Annotated in this window: 16 protein-coding genes and 1 tRNA gene; 10 read left to right on the plus strand and 7 right to left on the minus strand. The window is 65.1% G+C overall.

Going from position 1 to position 20,513, the window contains the following annotated elements; genetic code table 11:
• Positions 1 to 105: 105 nt before the first annotated feature.
• Positions 106 to 522 carry a secondary thiamine-phosphate synthase enzyme YjbQ gene (locus V7066_RS01645; protein ID WP_334181515.1) on the minus strand — a complete coding sequence of 139 codons (417 nt, stop codon included), beginning with the start codon at positions 520 to 522 and terminating at the stop codon, positions 106 to 108.
• 429 nt (positions 523 to 951) lie between these two features.
• Here V7066_RS01645 and accD point away from each other — a divergent pair, with 429 nt between their 5' ends.
• The 6 genes from accD to V7066_RS01675 all read left to right on the plus strand — a co-directional run bounded on the left by accD (position 952) and on the right by V7066_RS01675 (position 5,162).
• Positions 952 to 1,800 carry an acetyl-CoA carboxylase, carboxyltransferase subunit beta gene (gene accD / locus V7066_RS01650; protein WP_334181516.1) on the plus strand — a complete coding sequence of 283 codons (849 nt, stop codon included), beginning with the start codon at positions 952 to 954 and terminating at the stop codon, positions 1,798 to 1,800.
• Positions 1,797 to 2,246 (plus strand): acetyl-CoA carboxylase biotin carboxyl carrier protein, encoded by a 450-nt coding sequence (gene accB / locus V7066_RS01655; RefSeq protein WP_334181517.1) that lies wholly within the window; start codon positions 1,797 to 1,799, stop codon positions 2,244 to 2,246. Before accD ends, accB begins: the two co-directional genes overlap by 4 nt.
• Before the next feature lie 13 nt (positions 2,247 to 2,259).
• Entirely contained in the window at positions 2,260 to 3,609 is a 1,350-nt protein-coding gene (accC, locus tag V7066_RS01660) for an acetyl-CoA carboxylase biotin carboxylase subunit (RefSeq protein WP_334181518.1), read from the plus strand.
• A gap of 34 nt (positions 3,610 to 3,643) precedes the next feature.
• Entirely contained in the window at positions 3,644 to 4,591 is a 948-nt protein-coding gene (locus V7066_RS01665) for an acetyl-CoA carboxylase carboxyltransferase subunit alpha (RefSeq protein WP_334181519.1), read from the plus strand.
• A gap of 136 nt (positions 4,592 to 4,727) precedes the next feature.
• Positions 4,728 to 4,801: transfer RNA gene (locus V7066_RS01670), tRNA-Gly, on the plus strand.
• A 97-nt stretch (positions 4,802 to 4,898) separates the two neighbouring features.
• The gene (locus tag V7066_RS01675; RefSeq protein WP_334181520.1) at positions 4,899 to 5,162 is read left to right on the plus strand and encodes a hypothetical protein; all 264 of its coding nucleotides are present in this window, start codon (positions 4,899 to 4,901) and stop codon (positions 5,160 to 5,162) included.
• Between the two features lie 70 nt (positions 5,163 to 5,232).
• Here the strand turns inward: V7066_RS01675 and V7066_RS01680 are convergent, their stop codons facing one another.
• The 4 genes from V7066_RS01680 to V7066_RS01695 all read right to left on the minus strand — a co-directional run bounded on the left by V7066_RS01680 (position 5,233) and on the right by V7066_RS01695 (position 13,117).
• Positions 5,233 to 8,193: a TonB-dependent receptor plug domain-containing protein gene (locus V7066_RS01680; protein ID WP_334181521.1), complete on the minus strand. Its 2,961-nt coding sequence runs from the start codon at positions 8,191 to 8,193 to the stop codon at positions 5,233 to 5,235.
• 220 nt (positions 8,194 to 8,413) lie between these two features.
• A complete protein-coding gene (locus V7066_RS01685; RefSeq protein WP_334181522.1) occupies positions 8,414 to 9,835 on the minus strand; it encodes an aldehyde dehydrogenase family protein in 1,422 nt (473 codons plus the stop codon).
• A 169-nt stretch (positions 9,836 to 10,004) separates the two neighbouring features.
• The gene (locus V7066_RS01690; RefSeq protein ID WP_334181523.1) at positions 10,005 to 11,780 is read right to left on the minus strand and encodes a thiamine pyrophosphate-binding protein; all 1,776 of its coding nucleotides are present in this window, start codon (positions 11,778 to 11,780) and stop codon (positions 10,005 to 10,007) included.
• 143 nt (positions 11,781 to 11,923) lie between these two features.
• Positions 11,924 to 13,117, minus strand: coding sequence for a CaiB/BaiF CoA transferase family protein (locus V7066_RS01695; RefSeq protein WP_334181524.1), 1,194 nt, complete (start codon positions 13,115 to 13,117; stop codon positions 11,924 to 11,926).
• Between the two features lie 151 nt (positions 13,118 to 13,268).
• On the opposite strand from V7066_RS01695, the gene V7066_RS01700 reads away from it, so the two are divergent.
• From V7066_RS01700 to V7066_RS01715, 4 genes are all read left to right on the plus strand, one after another.
• Positions 13,269 to 14,435, plus strand: a complete 1,167-nt coding sequence (locus V7066_RS01700; protein WP_334181525.1) for an acyl-CoA dehydrogenase family protein — start codon at positions 13,269 to 13,271, stop codon at positions 14,433 to 14,435.
• Between the two features lie 115 nt (positions 14,436 to 14,550).
• Positions 14,551 to 15,456 (plus strand): HpcH/HpaI aldolase/citrate lyase family protein, encoded by a 906-nt coding sequence (locus V7066_RS01705; RefSeq protein ID WP_334181526.1) that lies wholly within the window; start codon positions 14,551 to 14,553, stop codon positions 15,454 to 15,456.
• Entirely contained in the window at positions 15,453 to 16,724 is a 1,272-nt protein-coding gene (locus tag V7066_RS01710) for an acetyl-CoA hydrolase/transferase family protein (RefSeq protein WP_334181527.1), read from the plus strand. Before V7066_RS01705 ends, V7066_RS01710 begins: the two co-directional genes overlap by 4 nt.
• A gap of 1 nt (position 16,725) precedes the next feature.
• Positions 16,726 to 17,493, plus strand: a complete 768-nt coding sequence (locus tag V7066_RS01715; protein ID WP_334181528.1) for an enoyl-CoA hydratase/isomerase family protein — start codon at positions 16,726 to 16,728, stop codon at positions 17,491 to 17,493.
• A gap of 51 nt (positions 17,494 to 17,544) precedes the next feature.
• Here the strand turns inward: V7066_RS01715 and V7066_RS01720 are convergent, their stop codons facing one another.
• Positions 17,545 to 19,434: a flavin-containing monooxygenase gene (locus tag V7066_RS01720; RefSeq protein ID WP_334181529.1), complete on the minus strand. Its 1,890-nt coding sequence runs from the start codon at positions 19,432 to 19,434 to the stop codon at positions 17,545 to 17,547.
• A 95-nt stretch (positions 19,435 to 19,529) separates the two neighbouring features.
• A complete protein-coding gene (locus tag V7066_RS01725) occupies positions 19,530 to 20,456 on the minus strand; it encodes an SDR family NAD(P)-dependent oxidoreductase (protein ID WP_334181530.1) in 927 nt (308 codons plus the stop codon).
• Positions 20,457 to 20,513 lie beyond the last annotated feature (57 nt).

Consider the following 20,513-nt stretch of genomic DNA (forward strand, 5'->3'; position numbering starts at 1 on the left):
CTGACAGCGTGGATAGGCATCGCCGGGGCGGATGCAATGGCTCTGTGCGGCAAATCCGCCGCGACTTCGGCCGGTGCGGCAAAATCGCCGCAGGTCGGGTGTGGATCAGGCGCCGAGAAGATGCAGGGCTACCTGCCGCCGGTGCGCCATGCGGCGGTGCTCGGCCAGATAGATGCCCTGCCAGGTGCCGAGCGCCAGACGGCCGCCGATCACCGGAATCGACAGATTCACGCCGGTCAGCGTCGCCTTGAGATGCGCGGGCATGTCGTCCGGGCCTTCGTCGTCATGGGCGTAGCAATGGCTTTCCGGCGCGAGCCGGTCCAGCCAGTCGAGCAGGTCGCTGCGCACTTCGCGCGCGGCGTTTTCCTGGATCAGCAGCGAGGCGGACGTGTGGCGGCATAGCAGGGTGAGCAGGCCTTCCGCGATGCCGGTCTCCCGCTGCCACGTGGCGATTTCGCGGGTGATATCGGAAAGGCCCCGGCCGGGGGTATCGAAGGTAAGAATGGTGACAGCCTGTTTCATCTGGCCTTTCTGGACCGCTTGCGGAGAGTCATCAATGAAGGGAAATCGTGCCCCAAAGGCCACGAAAACCACCTTGACGTAATGGTAAGTGGGTGGAAAAAGCCTCTCTTCACCGCTTCCACCGATCTTTTGCGGGGGTGCCGATTGACCTGTCGGATTCGCGGATTTCTGCGCTTTTCAGCCCCCTCGCCGATAGCGGTGGGGCACTTTTTGCGCATGCCGGAGTGCACTGGCGATTGATCTACCCATATCTGCCGCGTATTGCCCCGCACTGCGGCGGGCCCGACAGGCCAGCGCGGAGCACGTCGCACACAGAGATCGTTCGGTCGCACGGGGCACAGGAAAACAGGCCCCGAACGCAGCGTCCGGAGGGTCCAACTGGCGAGCCCGGACTCACCGGGCCGCACGAGATTCACGCAAGGGTTCGTCATGAGTTGGCTTAGCAAGGTACGCAATTCCCTCGGGAGCCTGAAGAAACGGGACACGCCCGACAACCTGTGGACCAAGTGTCGCGGGTGCGGCGAAATGCTGTTCACCAAGGAGTTCGAGGACAACCTATCGGTCTGCCCGCGCTGCCAGTTCCATGGCCGTATCGGTGCGCAGGCCCGCTTCGACCAGCTGCTCGACGCCGGTTATTCGGTGCTGCCCGCCGCCAGGGTTCCGGAAAATCCCCTGAACTTCCGCGACAGCAAGAAGTATTCGGACCGCATCCGCGCCGCTCGCGCCGCCAATCCCTTCCCCGATGCGCTGACCAATGCGCTCGGTGCGATCGAGGGGAAGAAGGTGGTGCTGGGCGTGCAGGACTTCGCGTTCATGGGCGGCTCGATGGGCATGGCCGTGGGCGAAGCCTTCGTCGAGGCGGTCGAACGCGCCATTGCCGAGAACTGCGGCTATGTGATCTGCACGGCAGCCGGCGGCGCCCGCATGCAGGAGGGTATCCTCTCGCTGATGCAGATGCCCAAGGCGACCGTCGCCATCCGCCGCCTCGCGCGGGCGGGGCTTCCCTATATCGTCGTCCTGACCGATCCCACCACCGGCGGCGTCACCGCCAGCTACGCGATGCTGGGCGACGTCCAGATCGCCGAGCCGGGCGCGCTCATCGGCTTTGCCGGCCAGCGCGTGATCCAGGACACCATCCGCGAAAAACTCCCCGACGGCTTCCAGCGCGCCGAGTACCTCCATGCCCACGGCATGGTCGACATGGTGGTCCACCGCAAGGACCTCAAAGGCACGCTGGCCTCGCTGCTCGAATATCTTGAACGAAAGGAAGTTGCGTGAACATCGACAGCGCGCTGGTACGCGAGCTCGCCGAGCTCCTCGCTGAAACCGGTCTGACCGAAATCGAGGTCGAGGACGGCGAACGCAAGATCAAGGTCACCCGTCAGGTCGCGCAGCAGATCGTTGCCGCCGCACCGGCCTATGCCGCTGCTCCGGTCGCGGCGCCCTTCGCTGCCGCTCCGGCTGCCGAGGCTGCGCCTGCCGCTGCCCCGGTCGACGCCGTGAAGTCGCCGATGGTCGGCACCGTCTACCTCGCCCCCGAACCCACCGCGCCGAACTTCATCAGCGTGGGCCAGCAGGTGAAGGCCGGTGACGTTCTGCTGATCGTCGAGGCCATGAAGGTCATGAACCAGATCAACGCCCCCAAGAGCGGCACGATCCAGGCCATCCTCGTCGACAACCAGCAGCCGGTCGAATTCGACCAGCCGCTCGTCGTGATCGCCTGAGGACCGTAATTTCATGGCCATCAAGCGCCTCCTGATTGCCAACCGCGGCGAAATCGCGCTGCGCATCCATCGCGCCGCGCGCGAGATGGGCATCGAGACCGTCGCGGTGCATTCCACCGCCGACGCCGACGCCATGCATGTGCGCCTTGCCGACCACGCGGTCTGCATCGGCCCGCCGGCGGCCAAGGATTCGTACCTCAACGTCGCGGCGATCATCGCCGCGGCCGAGATCACCCATGCCGACGCGATCCACCCCGGCTACGGCTTCCTCTCGGAGAACGCCCAGTTCGCCGAGATCGTCGAGGCGCATGGCCTGATCTGGGTCGGCCCCAAGCCCGAGCACATCCGCACGATGGGCGACAAGGTGGAAGCCAAGCGCACTGCCGGTGCGCTCGGCCTGCCGCTGGTTCCGGGATCTGACGGCGCGATCGAGGACTTCGACGTCGCGCGCGAGCTGGCCGAGCAGATCGGCTATCCGGTGATCATCAAGGCCGCTTCGGGCGGCGGTGGTCGCGGCATGAAGGTCGTGAACTCGGCCGAGGAACTTGAAAGCCAGATGGGCCAGGCCCGTTCGGAGGCGAAGGCCGCCTTCGGCGATGCCACCGTCTACATGGAAAAGTACCTCGGCAATCCGCGCCACATCGAATTCCAGATCTTCGGCGACGGCAAGGGCGAAGCGGTTCACCTGGGTGAGCGCGACTGCTCGCTGCAGCGCCGCCACCAGAAGGTGCTGGAAGAAGCGCCCTCGCCGGTCATTACCCCCGAAGAGCGCGACCGCATGGGCGGCATCGTCTCGAAGGCCATGGCCGACATGGCCTATCGCGGTGCCGGCACGATCGAATTCCTCTGGGAAAACGGTGAGTTCTACTTCATCGAGATGAACACCCGCCTGCAGGTGGAACATCCGGTGACCGAAGCCATCACCGGCGTCGATCTCGTGCGCGAGCAGATCCGCATTGCCGACGGCCAGCCGCTCTCGTTCAAGCAGGACGAGATCGAGTTCAAGGGCCACGCCATCGAATGCCGCATCAACGCAGAAGACCCGTGGAACTTCACCCCCTCGCCGGGACAGGTGACGAACTACCACGCGGCGGGCGGCATGAACGTGCGCGTCGATTCGGGCCTCTACACGGGCTACCGCATCCCGCCGTACTACGATTCGATGATCGGCAAGCTGATCGTCTCGGGCCGCACACGCAAGGGCGCGATCATGCGCCTGAAGCGCGCGCTGGAGGAGATGGTGATCGACGGCGTCAAGACCTCGATCCCGCTGCACCAGGCCCTGCTCGAGGACCCCGAGTTCCAGAGCGGCGAATATACGATCAAGTGGCTGGAAGAATGGCTGGCCAAGCGCGCCTCCTGAGGCGCGCTGAAACCGGCAGGTAAACGGAAAGAGCATGATCTCGTTTCTTGAATTCGAAAAGCCGATCGCCGCGCTCGAAGCGCGCATTGCGGAGCTGCGCACGACGGCCAGCGACAGCGATCTCGACATCGCGGGCGAGATCGCGCGCCTCGAGAAGAAGAGCGCCGGCATGCTGGCGGCGACTTATGCCAAGCTGACGCCCTGGCAGAAGACGCAAGTGGCGCGGCATCCGCAGCGTCCGCACTTCGTGGACTACGTGCGGATGGGCTTCACCGACTTCATCCCGCTCGGCGGTGATCGTCTCTATGGCGAAGATGCCGCGATTATCGGCGGCTTCGCGCGCCTCAATGGCCGCAAGGTCATGGTGATGGGCCACGAGAAGGGCCACGACACCGCCACGCGCATCAAGCACAACTTCGGCATGGCCAAGCCCGAAGGCTACCGCAAGGCGATCCGCCTGATGGAGATGGCGGGCAAGTTCGGCCTGCCGGTCGTCACTCTGGTCGATACCGCCGGTGCTTTCCCCGGCGTCGAGGCCGAGGAACGCGGCCAGGCCGAAGCGATCGCCCGTTCGATCGAGGCCTGCCTTGCCGTGCCGGTGCCGATCGTTTCGGCGATCGTGGGTGAGGGCGGCTCGGGCGGCGCCGTGGCGCTGGCCGCGGCCGACCGCGTGCTGATGCTCGAACACTCGATCTACTCGGTGATTTCGCCGGAAGGTGCCTCCTCGATCCTCTGGCGCACCCCGGACAAGGCTCCGGACGCCGCCGAAGCCATGAAGGTGACGGCGCAGGACCTGCTCTCGCTGAACGTCGTCGAACGCGTCGTGGCAGAGCCGGTCGGCGGCGCTCACCGCGATGCGCAAGGCGCGGCGCAGGCGCTGTTTGGCGCCATCGAACAGGAACTCGACGTGCTCGAAGCTCTCCCGGCCCGCGACCTGCTCGCCCGCCGCGAGGAACGCTTCCTGGCCATCGGCCGCGCGTGATTTGAAAAAGGCGTCGGCTTCGGTCGGCGCCTTTTTCCTTGCGGGGCAACTGCGTCCGCAGCCATTGACCGCCTCAGTCCGCTGTGCCAGAGCGCGAGACGACTGATCGCGCCGGATTATCCGAGGCCGCCGATCCGCGGGTGTAGCTCAATGGTAGAGCAGCAGCTTCCCAAGCTGAATACGGGGGTTCGATTCCCCTCACCCGCTCCATTCCCTGACATTTGCGAACAGACCGTCACTTGTACTGGACAAGGCGACGCCCTTGGTGTGTCCTGAGCGGGTTTCCGTTTGGACTTAGGGGGATAGCGTGACACCGATCGAACGTGGGATGCAGGCTCTGGCAGTCTCTTTGGGGAGCGAAACGGAGACGCTGGATGCCGAAGCGCGCAGGAAGCTTGCGGTTGCGGTCCGTGCGGTTCTGGAAGCCGTTCGGGAACCGGACCAGCTCATGATGGAATCGGGCGCGGAAATCGTCCGCTATGTCGGGAACGGCGAGAGCGACGAGGCTTACCGCGACGATGCCGCCAATATCTGGCGCTCCATGATCGCTGCCGTTCTCGCCGAAGGCTGACAAGGCATCCGGGCAGAAAAAAGGGGCCGTGTTGCCACGGCCCCCTTCTTTCGTTCGGCTTGAAGCTGCCTTAGCGGGCGCCGCCGAACAGGTCGGCCAGCTTGACCTTGGCGCCCACGAAGACATAGCGGCCCACCGCGCTGATCGGGGTGTTCAGGCTGCCGATATCGGGCTTCTGGTCGAACAGGTTGTTCACGCCGCCGTAGATCGTGAACTGCTCGCCCACATCGTAGGTCACGCTGAGGTCGTGCGAGAAGCGTTCCTTCAGCTTGAGATATTCGGGGGCGACGATGTCCGGGTTCGCGGCGATCGTCTGGCGGTCGTAGCGATAGACGGCCGAGGCGTAATTGATCTGCCAGTCCAGCCCGAAGGCGCCGCTCTGCCAGGTGAGGTCGGCCGTGACCTGATACTTGGGCGCGCCCGCGACATAGGCGTTGTTGACCGTGGTGGCACCGGGGATCGGCACGGACGTCAGGCGGTGCAGGTAGTTCGCCATCACCCGCGCGCCGAAGGTCCCGGCCCTTGCGGTCGGCACCGAATAGGCCAGCGTGAGGTCGAGGCCGGACGTGCGGATCTGCGCGATGTTGAACGGGGTGAGCTGGAAGCTCGTGATGTTGCCCGCGGCGGCGCCGCCGTTCTGGCGGGTGATCGCGCCGCAATAGGGATTGTCGAGGCTGGCCTGGTCCACGCAGAGATCGGCGAGGCTCTGGGCGGAAACGACGTTGATCGCATTGCGGATGCGGATGTCGTACCAGTCGGCCGAAAGCGTCAGGCGCGGGAGGAAGCCGGGCTGGAGCACCGCACCGGCGGTCCAGGTCTTGGCGGTTTCTTCCTTGAGGTCCGGATTGCCGACGCCGAAGCCTGCAATGCCCTGGCCGACGACACCGTTGAACGCGGTCGGATCGGTGCCCAGGCCGGTGAGGAGGGCGCTGCAATTCGCGGCGCGGTACCGGGTGCCGTTCTGAACATTGGTGACGCCGCAGGGATCGTTGATCAGCTGCGCGGTCTGCGAGGCGCCGGTGTAGAGTTCGCTGATATTCGGTGCGCGCACGGACTTCGAATAGGAGCCGCGGAACGTTACGTCCCGCACCGGCGCCCATTCGCCGCCGAGCTTCCATGCGCTGGTCGAACCGACGCTGGAATAGTCGGAATAGCGGACGGCGCCGTTGACCGACAGGCGGTGCGCGAATGCCATGTCCGCCAGGATCGGCACGTTCACTTCGCCGAAGAGTTCCCAGACGTCGAACGAGCCCTTCGAATTGCCCAGCGCGCTGGTGAAGGTCAGGCCTTGCGAGACCAGTGGGTCGGGCACGAAGCTGCTCTTCTCGCTGCGGTATTCGCCGCCCGCCGCGAACGCGATCGGGCCGCCGGGAAGCTCCAGAAATCCATGGGTGTCACCGGTCACGGAGCCGCTGACGACATGCTGGGTCAGCGTCGTGCGATCGGTCGTGTCGGCCATGATCCAGTCCAGCGCGGCCTGGTTCGAGGCGTTATTCTCACCGAAGAGGTTGAGCGGCTGGCAGTCGCCGGCCGCGAAGGTCACCGGCGGGATCGGTGCGCGGTTGCGGTTGTAGGGCTGGAACGGCGTCCATCCGGCCTCGGTGTTGACGCGGCAGGTCACGCCGCCGTTACCGTCGCTCACCGCGTCGATCGCGGCAAGGTAGCGGTCGGTCAGCATGTTGTTGACGTAGCGCGATTTGATCCTGGTCTGGCCGAAGACGTAGGACAGATCGTAGCGCAAGTTCGGGCTGATCTCCCCGCGCGCGCCGACGACGCTGCGGACGGTCTCGCGCGTGATATCCTCTCCGCGTCGGCCGAAGTCGAAGTTGTCGCGGTTGACGAGCACGCCGCCCATCGCGGGATCGATGGCAGCCTGTACCGCAGCCGGGAGGTAGGGATTGTCCTGAGGGATGAACAGGTAATAGTCGAAGGTCGGCTGCCCCAGCGTGAAGGAGCGGCTGCGGGCGTACTTGCCCTCGGCATAGAGGGTCAGCGCGCTGCTGACGTCGAAGTGGGCCGAGGCGCTGACCACATCGCGCTTGATCCGGGGCAGGAGGTCGTTGCCGTAATCGGAAACCAGCGTGCCCGAGCCGCCCTGCTGATAGCCGGGGGCGATGATCGTGCCGTGATCGAAGAGCTGGCCGTCGCCGCCGACGAAGTCCGGAACGCGGTCGAAGTTGACGTCGATCGCGCCCGCGCGCGAGGTGTCGAAATAGCGGATGTTACGCAGGGGGATATTGTCGGGAATGCCGTCGTTGCTGACGAGCCCGGCTTCGGTGTCGGCGGGGTTGTGGTAGAAATCGACCTTGTTCTCGCCGTCGAGATAGCGCCGCGAATGGGCGCTGAGGCGGTCTTCCTCGCCATGCTCCCAGGCCACCGCGATATTGCCGCGACCGCCTGCGAAGTTGTGCCCGGCGGTCAGCGCGATCAGGCGCTGCCCGGCATCGCCATGGCCGGAAATGCCGGTCTGGACGCGTCCGGTCACGCCTTCGAAGTCCTGCTTCTGGATGAAGTTGACGACGCCCGAGACGCCATCCGCACCGTAGACGGCAGACGCGCCGCCGGTGAGCACTTCGACGCGCTCCACCAGGTCGAGCGGGATCGTGTTGATGTCCACCGACTGGGTGCCCGCGACGGAAGCGACCTGTCGGCGGCCGTCGATCAGCACCAGGGTGCGCTGCGTGCCCAGGTTACGCAAGTTGAGCAGGTTGAGGCCGGTGAAGCCAATCCCGGCGCGGTTGCCGCTGGTCTGGTAGGAATCGACAGAGTTCTGGAGCGCGGGAACGGTCTTGAGGAAGTCGGTCAGGTTCGTCGTGCCCGAATCCGAGATGTCCCTGGCCGTCACCACGGTGACCGGATTGGGCGTGTCGGCGGCCGGCTGGGCGATGCGAGAGCCGGTGACGACGATGGCTTCACCCGCTGCGGCATCCATCGCCGGAACGTCCTGCGCGAGGCCGTGCTGCGGAAACAGCAGGGCGAGGGCCGGCACGAGGGCGCCGCCGAGAAGGACCGTGTCCTTGCGGGTCATCATTTTCGCGTTCCTTAGACAGTCGCATCGACCCGGTCCGGCCGGGGACTGGCCGGGAGGGTTCGCGGCGGCGGTACGCGAAGAGATTTACGCAGCTGTTAACGGGAATTGTAATGACGCTTTGGCGGAAATATGGCGGATTTGCGTTGTAGTATTGCAACAGTGCTGTCGGGCGGGCCGCCGGGGACCGCTTTCGCGGTGATACCCCGGCTTTGCGCTAAGGTCAGGCCGGGTTCCAGCCGACCACCGACTTCACTTCGAGATAATCGGCAAAGCCGTGTTCGCCCCATTCACGGCCGTTGCCGGAGCGTTTGTAGCCGCCGAACGGTGCGTGGAAATCGAACCCGCCGTTGACCCAGATCGCCCCGGTGCGCATCCGGCGCGAGATGGCGCGCGCCGCGTCGAGATCCTCGCCCGAGACGTATCCGCCAAGGCCGAAGTTGGAATCGTTGGCGATTTCCACGGCGTGATCGACATCGTCGTAGCCGATGATGACGAGCACGGGGCCGAAGATTTCCTCGCGGGCGATCACCATGTCGTTGCTGCCGACGAACACGGTGGGCTTGACGTAGTAGCCCTTGTCCAGCCCTTCGGGTTTGCCGAGGCCGCCGGCGATGAGCTTGGCGCCTTCCTCCAGGCCCTTTTCGATGTAGCCCTGGATGATCTCGTACTGGCTCTTCGAGACGACCGGGCCCATCGCGAAGTTGCCCTTGGGGTCGCCCACGGTGACGCCGTTCGCAGCCTCGGTGGCGGCGGCAATGGCGTCGTCCATGCGGGCGCTGGGCACCAGCAGGCGCGAACCGGCGGAGCAGGTCTGGCCGGAATTGCCCATCATGCCCCCGGTGGCTGCAGCGACATTGGCAGTGAGCGAAGCGTCGTCGAGCACGATCCACGCAGACTTGCCGCCGAGTTCGAGGCCGACGCGCTTCACGGTATCGGCGGCGTCCTTCTGGATCTGCACGCCCACTGGCTCCGACCCGGTGAAGGAGATCATGTCCACATCCTCATGGGTGGAGAGCGCGGTGCCGATCTCGCTGCCCTTGCCTTGCACCATGTTGAAGACGCCTGCCGGAACGCCCGCGTCATGCAGGATTTCGGCCAGGATCTGGGCCGAATAGGGCGCGAGTTGCGGGGGCTTCAGGATCATCGTGCAACCGGCGGCGAGCGCCGGGAAAATCTTCACGCAGGTCTGGTTCATCGGCCAGTTCCACGGCGTGATCAGCCCGCAGACGCCTATCGGCTCCTTGCGGATCAGGGTGACGCCGCGCTGTTCCTCGAACTTGAAGTCCTTCAGCACTTCGATCGCGGTGGAGAGGTGGCCCTTGCCCAGCAGCGTATGGAACCCGCAGGCGAGCGACATCGGCGCGCCCATTTCCTCGCTGACGGCTTCACCCAGTTCGGTTTCGCGCTTCAGGTATTCGGCCAGGATCGCTTCGAGCAGTTCCAGACGCTCCTTGGCGCTCGTCTCGCCGAAAGTCGCGAAGGCGCGGCGGGCGGCGGCGACGGCCTTGTCGACATCGTCAGCCGAGCCGAGCGAGATCGTGCCGGAGACTTCCTCGGTGGCCGGATTGACGACTTGTGCGGTGCGCGGCGCGATGGGATCGACCCACTGACCGTCGATGTAGAACTGGGTGTAATTGCGCATCGTTCTCTCCCTTCCTCCCCGAAACGGGGAGGGGGACCGCCCGAAGGGTGGTGGAGGGGCACAGGCCGATTGCATGAGGTTCGCGTGAGCCTCTGGCGTTGTTCGAACCGCGCGTGCCCCTCCACCATGCTGCGCATGGTCCCCCTCCCCCTAGGGGGAGGACTTGTCGTTACTGGGTGCCTTCGGCGTACCAGGTGCGGAACTCCGAGTAGTTCGGCATTTCTTCCGAGTTCGCGGCCGGGTCGATCGGCACGTGGATCACGGTGCAGCCGCCACGCTCATAGGCGCGCTTGATGGCCGGGCCGATGTCTTCCGCCTTCTCGACATATTCGCCTGCTGCGCCGAAGCCTTCGGCGATCTTGTCGAAGCGGACCTTGTCGGACCAGTGCACGCCGGTTTCCTTGGTGCCCTTGCCGAAGGTGCGCTTGTAGACGCCCACTTCAAGGCCCCACTGGAAGTCAACGCCCACGATCACCACCAGCGGCAGGTTCTTGCGCACCGCCACTTCCAGCTCGCCCACATGGAACAGGAACGAGGAGTCCGAGGTGATCAGCATGCCCGGGCGCTGCTTGCCCGTCTCCGCCTGATCGGCGAGCATGGCGCCGGTCGCATAGGGCAGGCCGGTGCCGATGTGGCCGTAGTTCTGGTTCCAGATCACATCGTGCGGCTTGGCCTGCGAATAAGTCCACTGGAAGATCACCGTGGCGCCGCCGTCGCGGATCAGGATGCCGTCCTTCGGGAAGGCCTTGGTCGCTTCGGTGACGAACTGACTGGTGTGCATCTTCGCGGTGGAGCCATCGGGCTTGCCGGCGGCTTCCTCTGCCAGTTCGACAAGCTGGTCGGCATCACGCTGGATGTATTCGGCCAGCGACGGCGCGGCCTTGCGCGGCGTGTCCTCGAGGGCGCGGACCAGCTGCGGCACCACGGCGCGCACGTCGCCCACCAGCGGCACGTCGATCGGGCGGTTGACGCCGATCGCGGTCGGGTCCTGCTGGACGTAGATCCACTTGCGGTTGGCTTCGTTGTCTACCCAGTGACGCCAGCGGCCATAGTGGCTGGGCTCGCCCAGTTCGGTGGCGAGCGCCACGCAGCAGTCGCTTTCGACCACCGCGTCGATCGACGCTTCCGAGAAGCCATAGGGGAACGTACGGTCCTCAAGCCCCTCGATGAACGAGGTGCCGCCCGAGGTCTGGATCACCGGGCTCTGCATCAGCTCGGCCAGTTCCTTCACCGAGGCACCGGCCTTGGCGGTGTAGACGCCGTGGCCCACCAGCAGCACCGGGTTCTTGGCATTGCGGATGATCTCGGCCGCTTCGGCGATGCGATCGCCGTCCGCGCCCTGATTGGTCAGGCGGTAGCGGTGTGGCGGCAGCACCGGCGGCAAGTCCAGCTCTTCCAGAATGACGTGTGCGGGATACTCGATATAGGCCGGCCCCGGCGTGCCCGACATGGCGACGCGGATAGCTTCGCGAATGATCTCGTCGGTCTGGTCGGCATATTCGATCGAGCTGGAGAACTTCACCGAATCCTCGATCATCGGCTCCTGGCGGACGAACTGGATGCGTCCACGGCGCACGCGGCGTTCGGTGATGCGGGCGCGCTGGCCGCCCATGAAGATCACCGGATCGTTCTCGACCTTGGCGCACTGGATCGCGGGCATCATGTTCGCCATGCCCGGCCCGAGGGTGCCGATGCAGAGCGCGGGCTTGCCGGTGATGCGGGCGGCAGCGGCGGCCATGTGGCCGGCGGACGCTTCGTGGTGCGGCGAAACGACGGTCCAGCCGCGCGATTCGGCCTCAAGGAAAAGGTGGACGAAGTTGGGATCGGGGATGCCGAACAGGGTCTTGATGCCCTCGGCCTCGAACAGGTCGAGAATGCGCTTGTAAACCGGGGTGCCCTTGCGTGCCTTGGCAGGAGTTTCCGCTTGCGGTTGATCGTCGTACATCGTCTTGCCTTCCTCTCGATCCGTTTTCTGCCCGCGATGCTTGGCGGGTGGAATCAGGTTGCCGGTCTTTGTCCCAAGGCGCGGCTTGAACAGGTGGTTAGCCCAAGCCTCGGGACACTGTCAGGTGAAATCAACAGTACTGTTCACTTGGAATCGACTGCTATCGCCGGGGCGACGCTTGAGGCATCCGGCGCAAGTTCTCCCAGCACCGCTTCGTTGTCTTGCCCCAGCGTGGGCGCGGGTCCGCGAACCTTGCCGGGGGTGGTGGAAAACCACGTGGGCACGCCGGGAAAGCGTACCAGGCCCTGCTCGGTCTCGACCTCTTCGAAGAAGCCGATGGCGTTGAGGTGCTCGTTGTCGAACAGTTCGTCGGTGGAGCGTAGCGGCGCGCAGGGGATGTGCAGGCCCCGCAAGGTGTCGAGCCATTCCTGCGTGGTGCGCGTCAGGAAACTCTCCCCCAGTAGCCCGTAGACCCGGCCGATCTGGCGGGCCCGCTTTTCCAGCGTGGAGAATTCGTCAGTGGCCCATTCCGGCTGCACCGATTCGACGAAGGCGTTCCAGTGCTTGTCGTTGTAGACCAGCACGGCGACGTAGCCGTCCTTCGTGCGATAGGGTCGCCGGTTCGGCTCGACCGCGCGGTGGTAATGCGCGGGGGTGGTCGGCGGCGTGAACATCGCGCCGTTGGCGTGCTCCACCAGCATGAACGAGGTCATCGCCTCGAACATGGTGACTTCCACTTCCTGCCCCTCTCCGGTCCGCTCGCGGTGATAGAGCGCCATCATCGTGGCGTAGAGCGCATGGAGGCCAGCGACCTTGTCCGCCATGATCGTGGCGACATAGCCGGGCTCGCCGTTCATCAGGCCCTGCACATGCGGGATACCGCATTCGGCCTGGATCGTGTCGTCATAGGCGGGCTTGTCGCCTTCCGGCCCGCGCCGCGAATAGCCGTAGCAATTGGTGTAGATAATGTCCGGCCGGATCGCGCGCACCGCCTCGTAATCGAAGCCGAGCTTGCGGATCGCGCTGCCGCGCATCGAGTGGATGAAGACGTCCGCCGTGGCGATCAGCGCGCGCAGGTTCTCCCGATCCTGCTCCTGCCTGAGATCCAGCACGATCCCGCGCTTGCCGCGATTCACGTTGACGTAGATGCCGCCCATGCCCGGCACCGGCCCCTTGGTGATCCAGCGGGTATTATCGCCCTCCGGCGGTTCCACCTTGATCACTTCCGCGCCCATGTCCGCCATGATCTGCGTGGCATAGGGGCCGAAGACCACGCTGGTGAGGTCCACCACGCGCAGGCCTTGCAATGGTCCTGTATTCTCCTTGCTCGCGGTCAAGGCCCTCTCCTTCTCGTTGGCCTATGCCTACCGCACCGCCGGAGCGAAGACTATTCGTATTTGCGTTTGATGGGCGCATATCGGCACGATGATGGTTGTCTCGTACAAGCCCCGCTGTTAGTCCGGGGATCGGGAAGACAAGAGGAACGCCATGGATTTCGCCCTGACCGACGACCAGCAGAACATCCGCGAGGCCGTTCTCAAGCACTGTTCGCAGTTCTCTGACGAGTACTGGCTGGAAAAGGATCGCAGCGGCGAATTCCCGTATGAATTCCACAAGTCGATGGCGGAAGCCGGTTGGCTGGGCGTGGCCATGCCCGAAAGCGTCGGCGGCGCGGGGCTGGGGATTACCGAGGCGGCGGTGATGATGCAGGCCGTGGCCGAAAGCGGCGGCGGCATGACGGCGGCATCCACCATCCACTTGCCCGTCTTCGGGCTGGAGCCGGTGATGCTCTACGGCACCGAGGAGCAACAGCAGCGGATGATCCCGCCGATCCTTTCGGGCGAGGAGAAGATGTGCTTCGCCGTGACCGAGCCGAACACCGGGCTCGACACTACCAGCCTCAAGACCCGTGCCGAGAAGGTGCCCGGCGGCTACCGCGTCAATGGGGAGAAAGTGTGGATCACGCAGGCCCATGTGGCCGACCGGATGCTGATCATCGCCCGTACCACCCCGCTGGAAGAGGTGAAGAAGAAGACCGAAGGCCTCAGCCTGTTCTACACCAAGCTCGATCGCGAACATATCGAGACGCGGATCATCCCCAAGATGGGCCGCCACGCGGTCGGCTCCAACATGATGTTCATCACCGACCTGTTCATTCCGGACGAGGATCTGATTGGTGAGGAAGGCCAGGGTTTCCGCATCCTGCTCAAGGGCCTGAACCCGGAGCGCGTACTGCTGGGAGCGGAGGCGACTGGCCTCGGCCGCGTCGCGATCCAGCGCGCGTCCCGCTATGCACGGGAACGCGTGGTGTTCGGGCGGCCGATCGGCCAGAACCAGGGCATTCAGCACCCGCTTGCCAAGGCGTGGATGCAGGTGGAAGCGGCCAGTCTGATGCTCTTCAAGGCTGCCACCCTGTTCGACAAGGGGCTGGACTGCGGGGTAGAGGCAAACTCCGCCAAGTACCTCGCCGCCGAAGCCGGGTTCGAGGCGTGCCAGACCGCAGTGATGTCGATGGGCGGCATGGGCTATGCGCAGGAATACCACGTCGAGCGCTACCTGCGCGAAGTGATGATCCCGCGCATCGCGCCGGTCAGCCCGCACCAGATCATGAACTTCATCGCCGAGAGGGTTTTGGACCTCCCTAAAAGTTATTGAGGCGGCTCCACTTGAGAAACCCCGTCATCCCGGCGAAAGCTGGGATCGTAATCGGAAACGCGGGGCCTGACTGCCCGCGATCCCGGCTTTCACCGGGATGACGACTGGAGAGAACATGCCTGTAACGCACGAATCCCCGAAACATGGCCCTATCGCCGCCCGCTCCTGGCTTTTCGCACCGGGCGACAGCGAGAAGAAGATGACCAAGGCGATGGAGGGCGAGGCCGACATCGTCCTCATCGATCTGGAAGATGCCGTCGCGCCCGATGCCAAGGCCGCCGCGCGCCCGATGGTGCATGACTTCATTGCCGCGAACCCCGAACAGCGCGGCCGCCTCTGGGTACGTATCAACCCGCTCGACGGGCCGCATACGCTGGACGACCTCGTGGCGATCATGCCCGCGCGTCCCGGCGGGATCATGCTGCCCAAGGTCTATGGCCGGCAGGACGTGGAGACGCTGGACCGCTACCTCGAAGCATTGGAAGTGGCGAACGGCATCGAGCAGGGTTCGACCCCGGTGATCGTGCTGATCACCGAAACGGCCGAAGCAATGTTCCACACCGGCGACTACAAGGGCGCGCCCCGCGTGGTAGCGCTGACCTGGGGCGCGGAAGACCTGGCCGATTCGATCGGCGCCTCGTCCAACAAGGAAGCGGACGGCGCCTATTCCTTCACTTACGAACTGGCGCGCAGCCTCACCGTGCTGGGCGCGGCGACGGCGGGCGTGACCGCGATCGAGACGATCAGCGCCGACTTCAAGGACCTCGAAGCGCTCAAGGCCCGTGCCGAAAAGGTGCGCCGCGACGGCTATCGCGGGATGATGGCGATCCACCCGGCGCAGGTCCCGGTGATCAACGCAGCCTTCACCCCCACCGAGGCGGAAATCGCCGAGGCGCAGGAGATCGTCGACATCTTCGCCGCTAACCCCGGCGTCGGCGCGATCGGCTGGAAGGGCGGCATGCTCGACCGGCCCTACCTCGCCCGCGCCGAACGTCTGCTGCGGCAAGCGGGCAAGCTGTGACCATCGCGCTCGCCGCGGCCGACCTCGACCTCTCCCGGTTCCTGAAACCGGGAGATCGTATCGTCTTCGGTCAGGCCTGCGGTGAGCCGATCACGCTGGTGGAAGCGCTGATCGAACAGGGGGAGGCCATTGGCGGCCTCCACGCCTTCATCGCCACCAGCTTCTCCGGCCTGTTCACGCCGGAGAGCGCGCGATCCTTCCGCCTTTCCAGCATGGGCGCCATCGGCGCGCTGCGCAGCATGACCAAAGCGAATGCGCTGGATGTCATCCCCGTCCACGTCAGCCAGATCGCCTGCCTGATCGATGCGGGAATCATGCCCTGCGACGTGGCGATGATCCAGGTCAGCCCAGCCGACGCACAGGGCAACCACAGCTGCGGCCTGATCTCCGACTATGTGCGCGCGGCGGTGGACAAGGCGCGTATCGTCATCGCCGAAGTCAACGAGCAGGTGCCCTACGTTCCCGGCGAAACGATCCCCGGCGAACTGATCGACGTCGCAGTTCACGTCAGCCGCGCCCCCGTGGAAGTGGCGCCTGCGAAGATCGGCCCGACCGACGAGGCGATCGCCCGCCATTGCGCCGAATTCATCGGCGACGGCGCCGTGCTGCAAACCGGCGTGGGCGCAGTGCCTGACGCGATCCTGCGCCTGCTGCACGACCGCCGCGACCTTGGCGTCCACTCCGGGATGCTGGGCGACGGTCTGGTCGACCTTGCCGAAGCCGGGGTGCTGACCAATGCGCGCAAGGAGATCGACCGGGGCGTCTCGATCAACGGCGCGCTGATCGGCACGCGGCGGCTCTACGACTGGGCTGCGAACAACCCTGCGATCAGGATGATGCCCAGCAGCTATACCCACGGGGTCAAGCCGATCATCCAGCTTACGCGGCTGGTGACGATCAACTCCGCACTGGAAGTGGACCTGACCGGGCAGGTCAATGCCGAGCAATCGGGCACGACCTACCTTGGCGGCACCGGCGGACAGGTCGATTTCGTGCGCGCCGGATCGCGCGTGCCGGGCGGCGCCTCGCTGATCGTGCTGGCCTCCACCGCGAAGGGCGGCGCCTTGAGCAAGATCGTTCCAGCTCTCTCAGGCCCCGTTACAACCGCTCGGACGGAAGTGGACGTGATCGTCACCGAATACGGCGCGGCGCAATTGAAGGGCCAGACCTTGGCCGAACGCGCGAAGCGACTGGTCGCCATCGCCCATCCCGACTTCCGCGAGGACCTGTACCGCACCGCTTATGAGATCGAGAAAAGGGGCTTCTGACGTGACCCAAGCTGTCCTCTACGATGCCCATGACGACGGCATCGCGGTCATCACCATCAACCGCCCCGACCAGCGCAACTGCCTCAGCCGCGAAGTGCGCGAGGGGCTGCGTGAGGCTTGGGCGACTTTCGAGAGCGACGCTTCCGCCCGCATCGCCATCCTCACCGGCAGCGGCGACAAGGCCTTCTGCGCGGGCGGCGATCTCAAGGAGATGGTCGAAACCGGCATGGCCGTGCCGCCGCGCGATCTCTACGCATTGCCCTACGACACGATCGAACTGACCAAACCCACCATCGCCGCCGTCAATGGCCATGCCTTCGCCGGCGGCTGGATGATCGCGCAGGCCTGCGACCTCTGCGTCGCCAGCACGAATGCGAAGTTCGCGATTACCGAAGTGAAGGTCGGGCGCGGCAGCCCCTGGGCCTCGCCGCTGATCCACATGATCCCCCAGCGGATCATGATGGAGATCATGCTCACCGGAAAGCCGATCACCGCCCAGCGCGCTTACGAGATCGGTCTGGTCAACCGCATTGCCGAGCCCGGTGCGGTGCTGGACGCGGCGATCGAGCTGGCCCTGGAAGTGCTGGAAGGTGCTCCGCTATCGGTGAAGGCCGCGCGGGAAACGGTGATGCTTTCGACGGAAATGGGCCGCTCGGCTGCGCTTGCAGCCGCTCGGGCAGCACATGAGCACACCTACAACAGTGCCGATGCGCAGGAAGGTCCGCGCGCCTTTGCTGAAAAGCGCAAGCCCGTGTGGAACGGGCGATAGGCGAACCGCCTCTCCCGGCGGACAGGGAGAGGCGATCGGCGAGCTAATACTCTAGCGCTCCTCTACAACGCTTTCCGCATCGGCTCTCGTCAGGTGGGCGGGGGAAGCGTCCTCGAACTTCACGCCCTGATGCGTGTCGCTCTTGCGCCAGTCCCCCAGCATGTCGCGGAAGGCGTCCCAGCCGGGCAGATAGCCGCGGAACAGCGCCCACTTCAGTTCCTTGTCGCCCTCGTTGTTGAAGTAGCTGGGCGTGCAGTCGTTCTGGAAGCCGGACATGTCGACTTCGTTCTCCTTGCAGTGCGCGCAATAGCCCTCGACGCCTTCCCGGGTGGCGGCGACGGTGCTGGCGCCCCGGCGCTTGGTTTCGCCGATCATGAAGGCGATGTGTTCCGCCTGCCGTCCGAACTGCTCGGTGGTGGAAGAGTTCGTCGCGCCCTGGATGTAGCCCATGTAGAACATCGCCGGGAACTCGTCGGTGATCACGCCGTGGAACGTGCTCGCGCCATTGGTCCAGTGGTCGTAGATCGACTTGCCGCCGCGTCCTTCCACCGTGTCGATGCCCCAGCGGCGCTTGAGGTCGCTGGTCACTTCGAAACCGCTGGCGAAGATCACCAGATCGACCTCATGCTCCACGCCATCGGCCACGAAGCCCTTCTCGGTCATCCGTTCCACGCCCTGCGTGCCGGAAACGTCGATCAGCGTCACGTTGGGCTGGTTGAACGCGGGGTAGTAGTCGTTGTTGGACAGCGGCCGCTTGCACATGAAGCGGAAGTACGGCTTCAGCTTCTCGGCCGTGTCCTTGTCCTCGACGATGGATTCCACGCGGCGGCGCAGGCGTTCCATCACCTGGAAGTCCACGACTTCGCGGCGGTCCATGAATTCCAGCGGATCGAGCGCGGGCCAGCCTTCCTCGCCCAGTTCGATGGCGAGGTTGCGGCTGATCTCGGTCCAGATGTCGCAGATCAGGTCGGGCTCGCCGGGGATGAAGAACTGCTGCGCGGCGCGGTGGAAGTTGGCCATGCGCTCCTGCTGCCAGCCGGGCTGGAGCGATGCGGCCCACTCGGCATCGGTCGGCGGATTGGGCCGCTCATCGATGTTCGATGGCGTGCGCTGCAGCACGTAGAGGTGCTTGGCGTACTTGGCGAGATAGGGCACCGCCTGAACCGAGGTGGCCCCGGTGCCGATGATGGCGACGCGCTTGTCACGCAGCTTTTCCAGCTCCGGCGCGGTCCACGAACCGCCGGTATAGTCATGCTCCCACCGGCTGGTGTGGAACATCTTGCCCTTGAAGTCGTGAATGCCGGGGATGCCGGGCAGCTTCGGCATGTTCATCACGCCGCCTGCCATCACCACGAAGCGCGCGCGAATGTCGTCGCCGCGATTGGTGGTCACGTGCCAGCGCTTGATGCTCTCATCCCAGCGGATGCCGGTGACCAGCGTGTGGAACAGCGCCTTGTCGGCAAGATCGAACCGCTCGGCCATGTCCTGGCAGTACTGCTGGATTTCCCAGCCGTCGGAGAACTTCTTGCTGGGCATGAAGCCCGTTTCTTCCAGCAGCGGCAGGTAGCAGTAGGCATCGTTGTCGCACTGAACGCCGGGATAGCGGTTCCAGTACCAGACGCCGCCGAAACCGCCGGCATGGTCGATGTTGCGGACGTTGGAAACGCCCTGCTTGTGCAGGTGATAGCCCGCCAGAATGCCCGAGAATCCGGCGCCGAGGATGGCGACGTCGATATCCTCCACCAGCGCCTCACGCTCGGCCACCGGGGTGAAGGGATCGTGGGCGTAGTTATCGGAAAAGTCGTCGGTCGGCCGCACGTACTGCTCGCCGCCTTCGCGCCGCATGCGCTTGTCGCGCTCCTGACGATACTTGGCCTTGAGCGCCGGGATATCGAGTTCCTCGGGCGAGGGCACGTCGGACTTGAGGCAGGTCATTTCCATCGACTGGGCATCCTCTTGGCGGCGACTCTGCTCCGGTCGCCCTCTCACCGCTGAATCTGGCGTAGTGGTGCGTTAGTTGTCAACAGTGTTGTTCATTAAGCGTCCGCGCCGGCCGTCGCCATCTTGAAGCTGTACCCGATGTGATCGACATGCCCGTGCAGTCCGAAATCGATCAGTTCGCTCTTGTCGTGGAAAGCATCGGAGGCAGCGGCGACATCCTCGATCGTCCAGTGCGGGCGATAGACGCCGCGCGTTTCCGCCACGAACATGCGCGCCACGCGGCCGGCCATCGAGGCGATCAGCTCACCCGTCACCGGGCACTGCTCATGCGTCAGCCAGCCGACCACCGGGGCCACCAGTTCGGGCTCCATCGGCGGGTACTGCGAGATGTCGATCCCCTCGGCCATGCGCGTCACCGCGCCAGGCACGATCACGTTGCACTTCACGTTGTGCGCCTCCCCCTCGAGCGCGGTGATGTTGGAAAGCCCCAGCATCGCCGACTTCGAGATGCCGTAGTTCACGCAGTTCTCGTTGCCGTAGAGCCCGCCGACCGAGCTGGTCAGCACGATGCGGCCATATCCGGCATCGCACATCGGCCCGAATGCGGCCTGCACCACATGGAACGCGCCCAGCAGATGCACGTCGAGCACCGCGTGCAGGTCCGCGCTGGAAAGCTCGCGGATCGATCCGTAACGCACGTTGCCGGCATTGTGGACCAGCACGTCGATCCGGCCCCATTGGTCGAGCGCGGCCTGTACGATGGCCTTGCCGCCCTCCAGCGTGGCGACGGAATCAGTGTTGGCGATGGCTTCGCCGCCCGCCGCCACGATCTCGTTGACCACCTGCTGCGCCACGCTGACGTCGGCGCCCGGCGCATCGAGTTCGCCCCGGATCGCGCCGCCCAGATCGTTCACCACCACCTTGGCGCCGCGCTCGGCCAGCAAAAGGGCATAGGCCCGACCCAATCCGCGGCCGGCCCCGGTGATGACCGCTACACGGCCGTCAAAGCGCATCTCTTCCATGGTAAGCTCTCCGGGTTGGCCGCAAACGAAGCGGTCTCTTTTCCGTCTGACGGTCGA

It is taken from the genome of Novosphingobium sp. (assembly GCF_036820275.1).
Taxonomy (GTDB): Bacteria; Pseudomonadota; Alphaproteobacteria; order Sphingomonadales; family Sphingomonadaceae; genus Novosphingobium.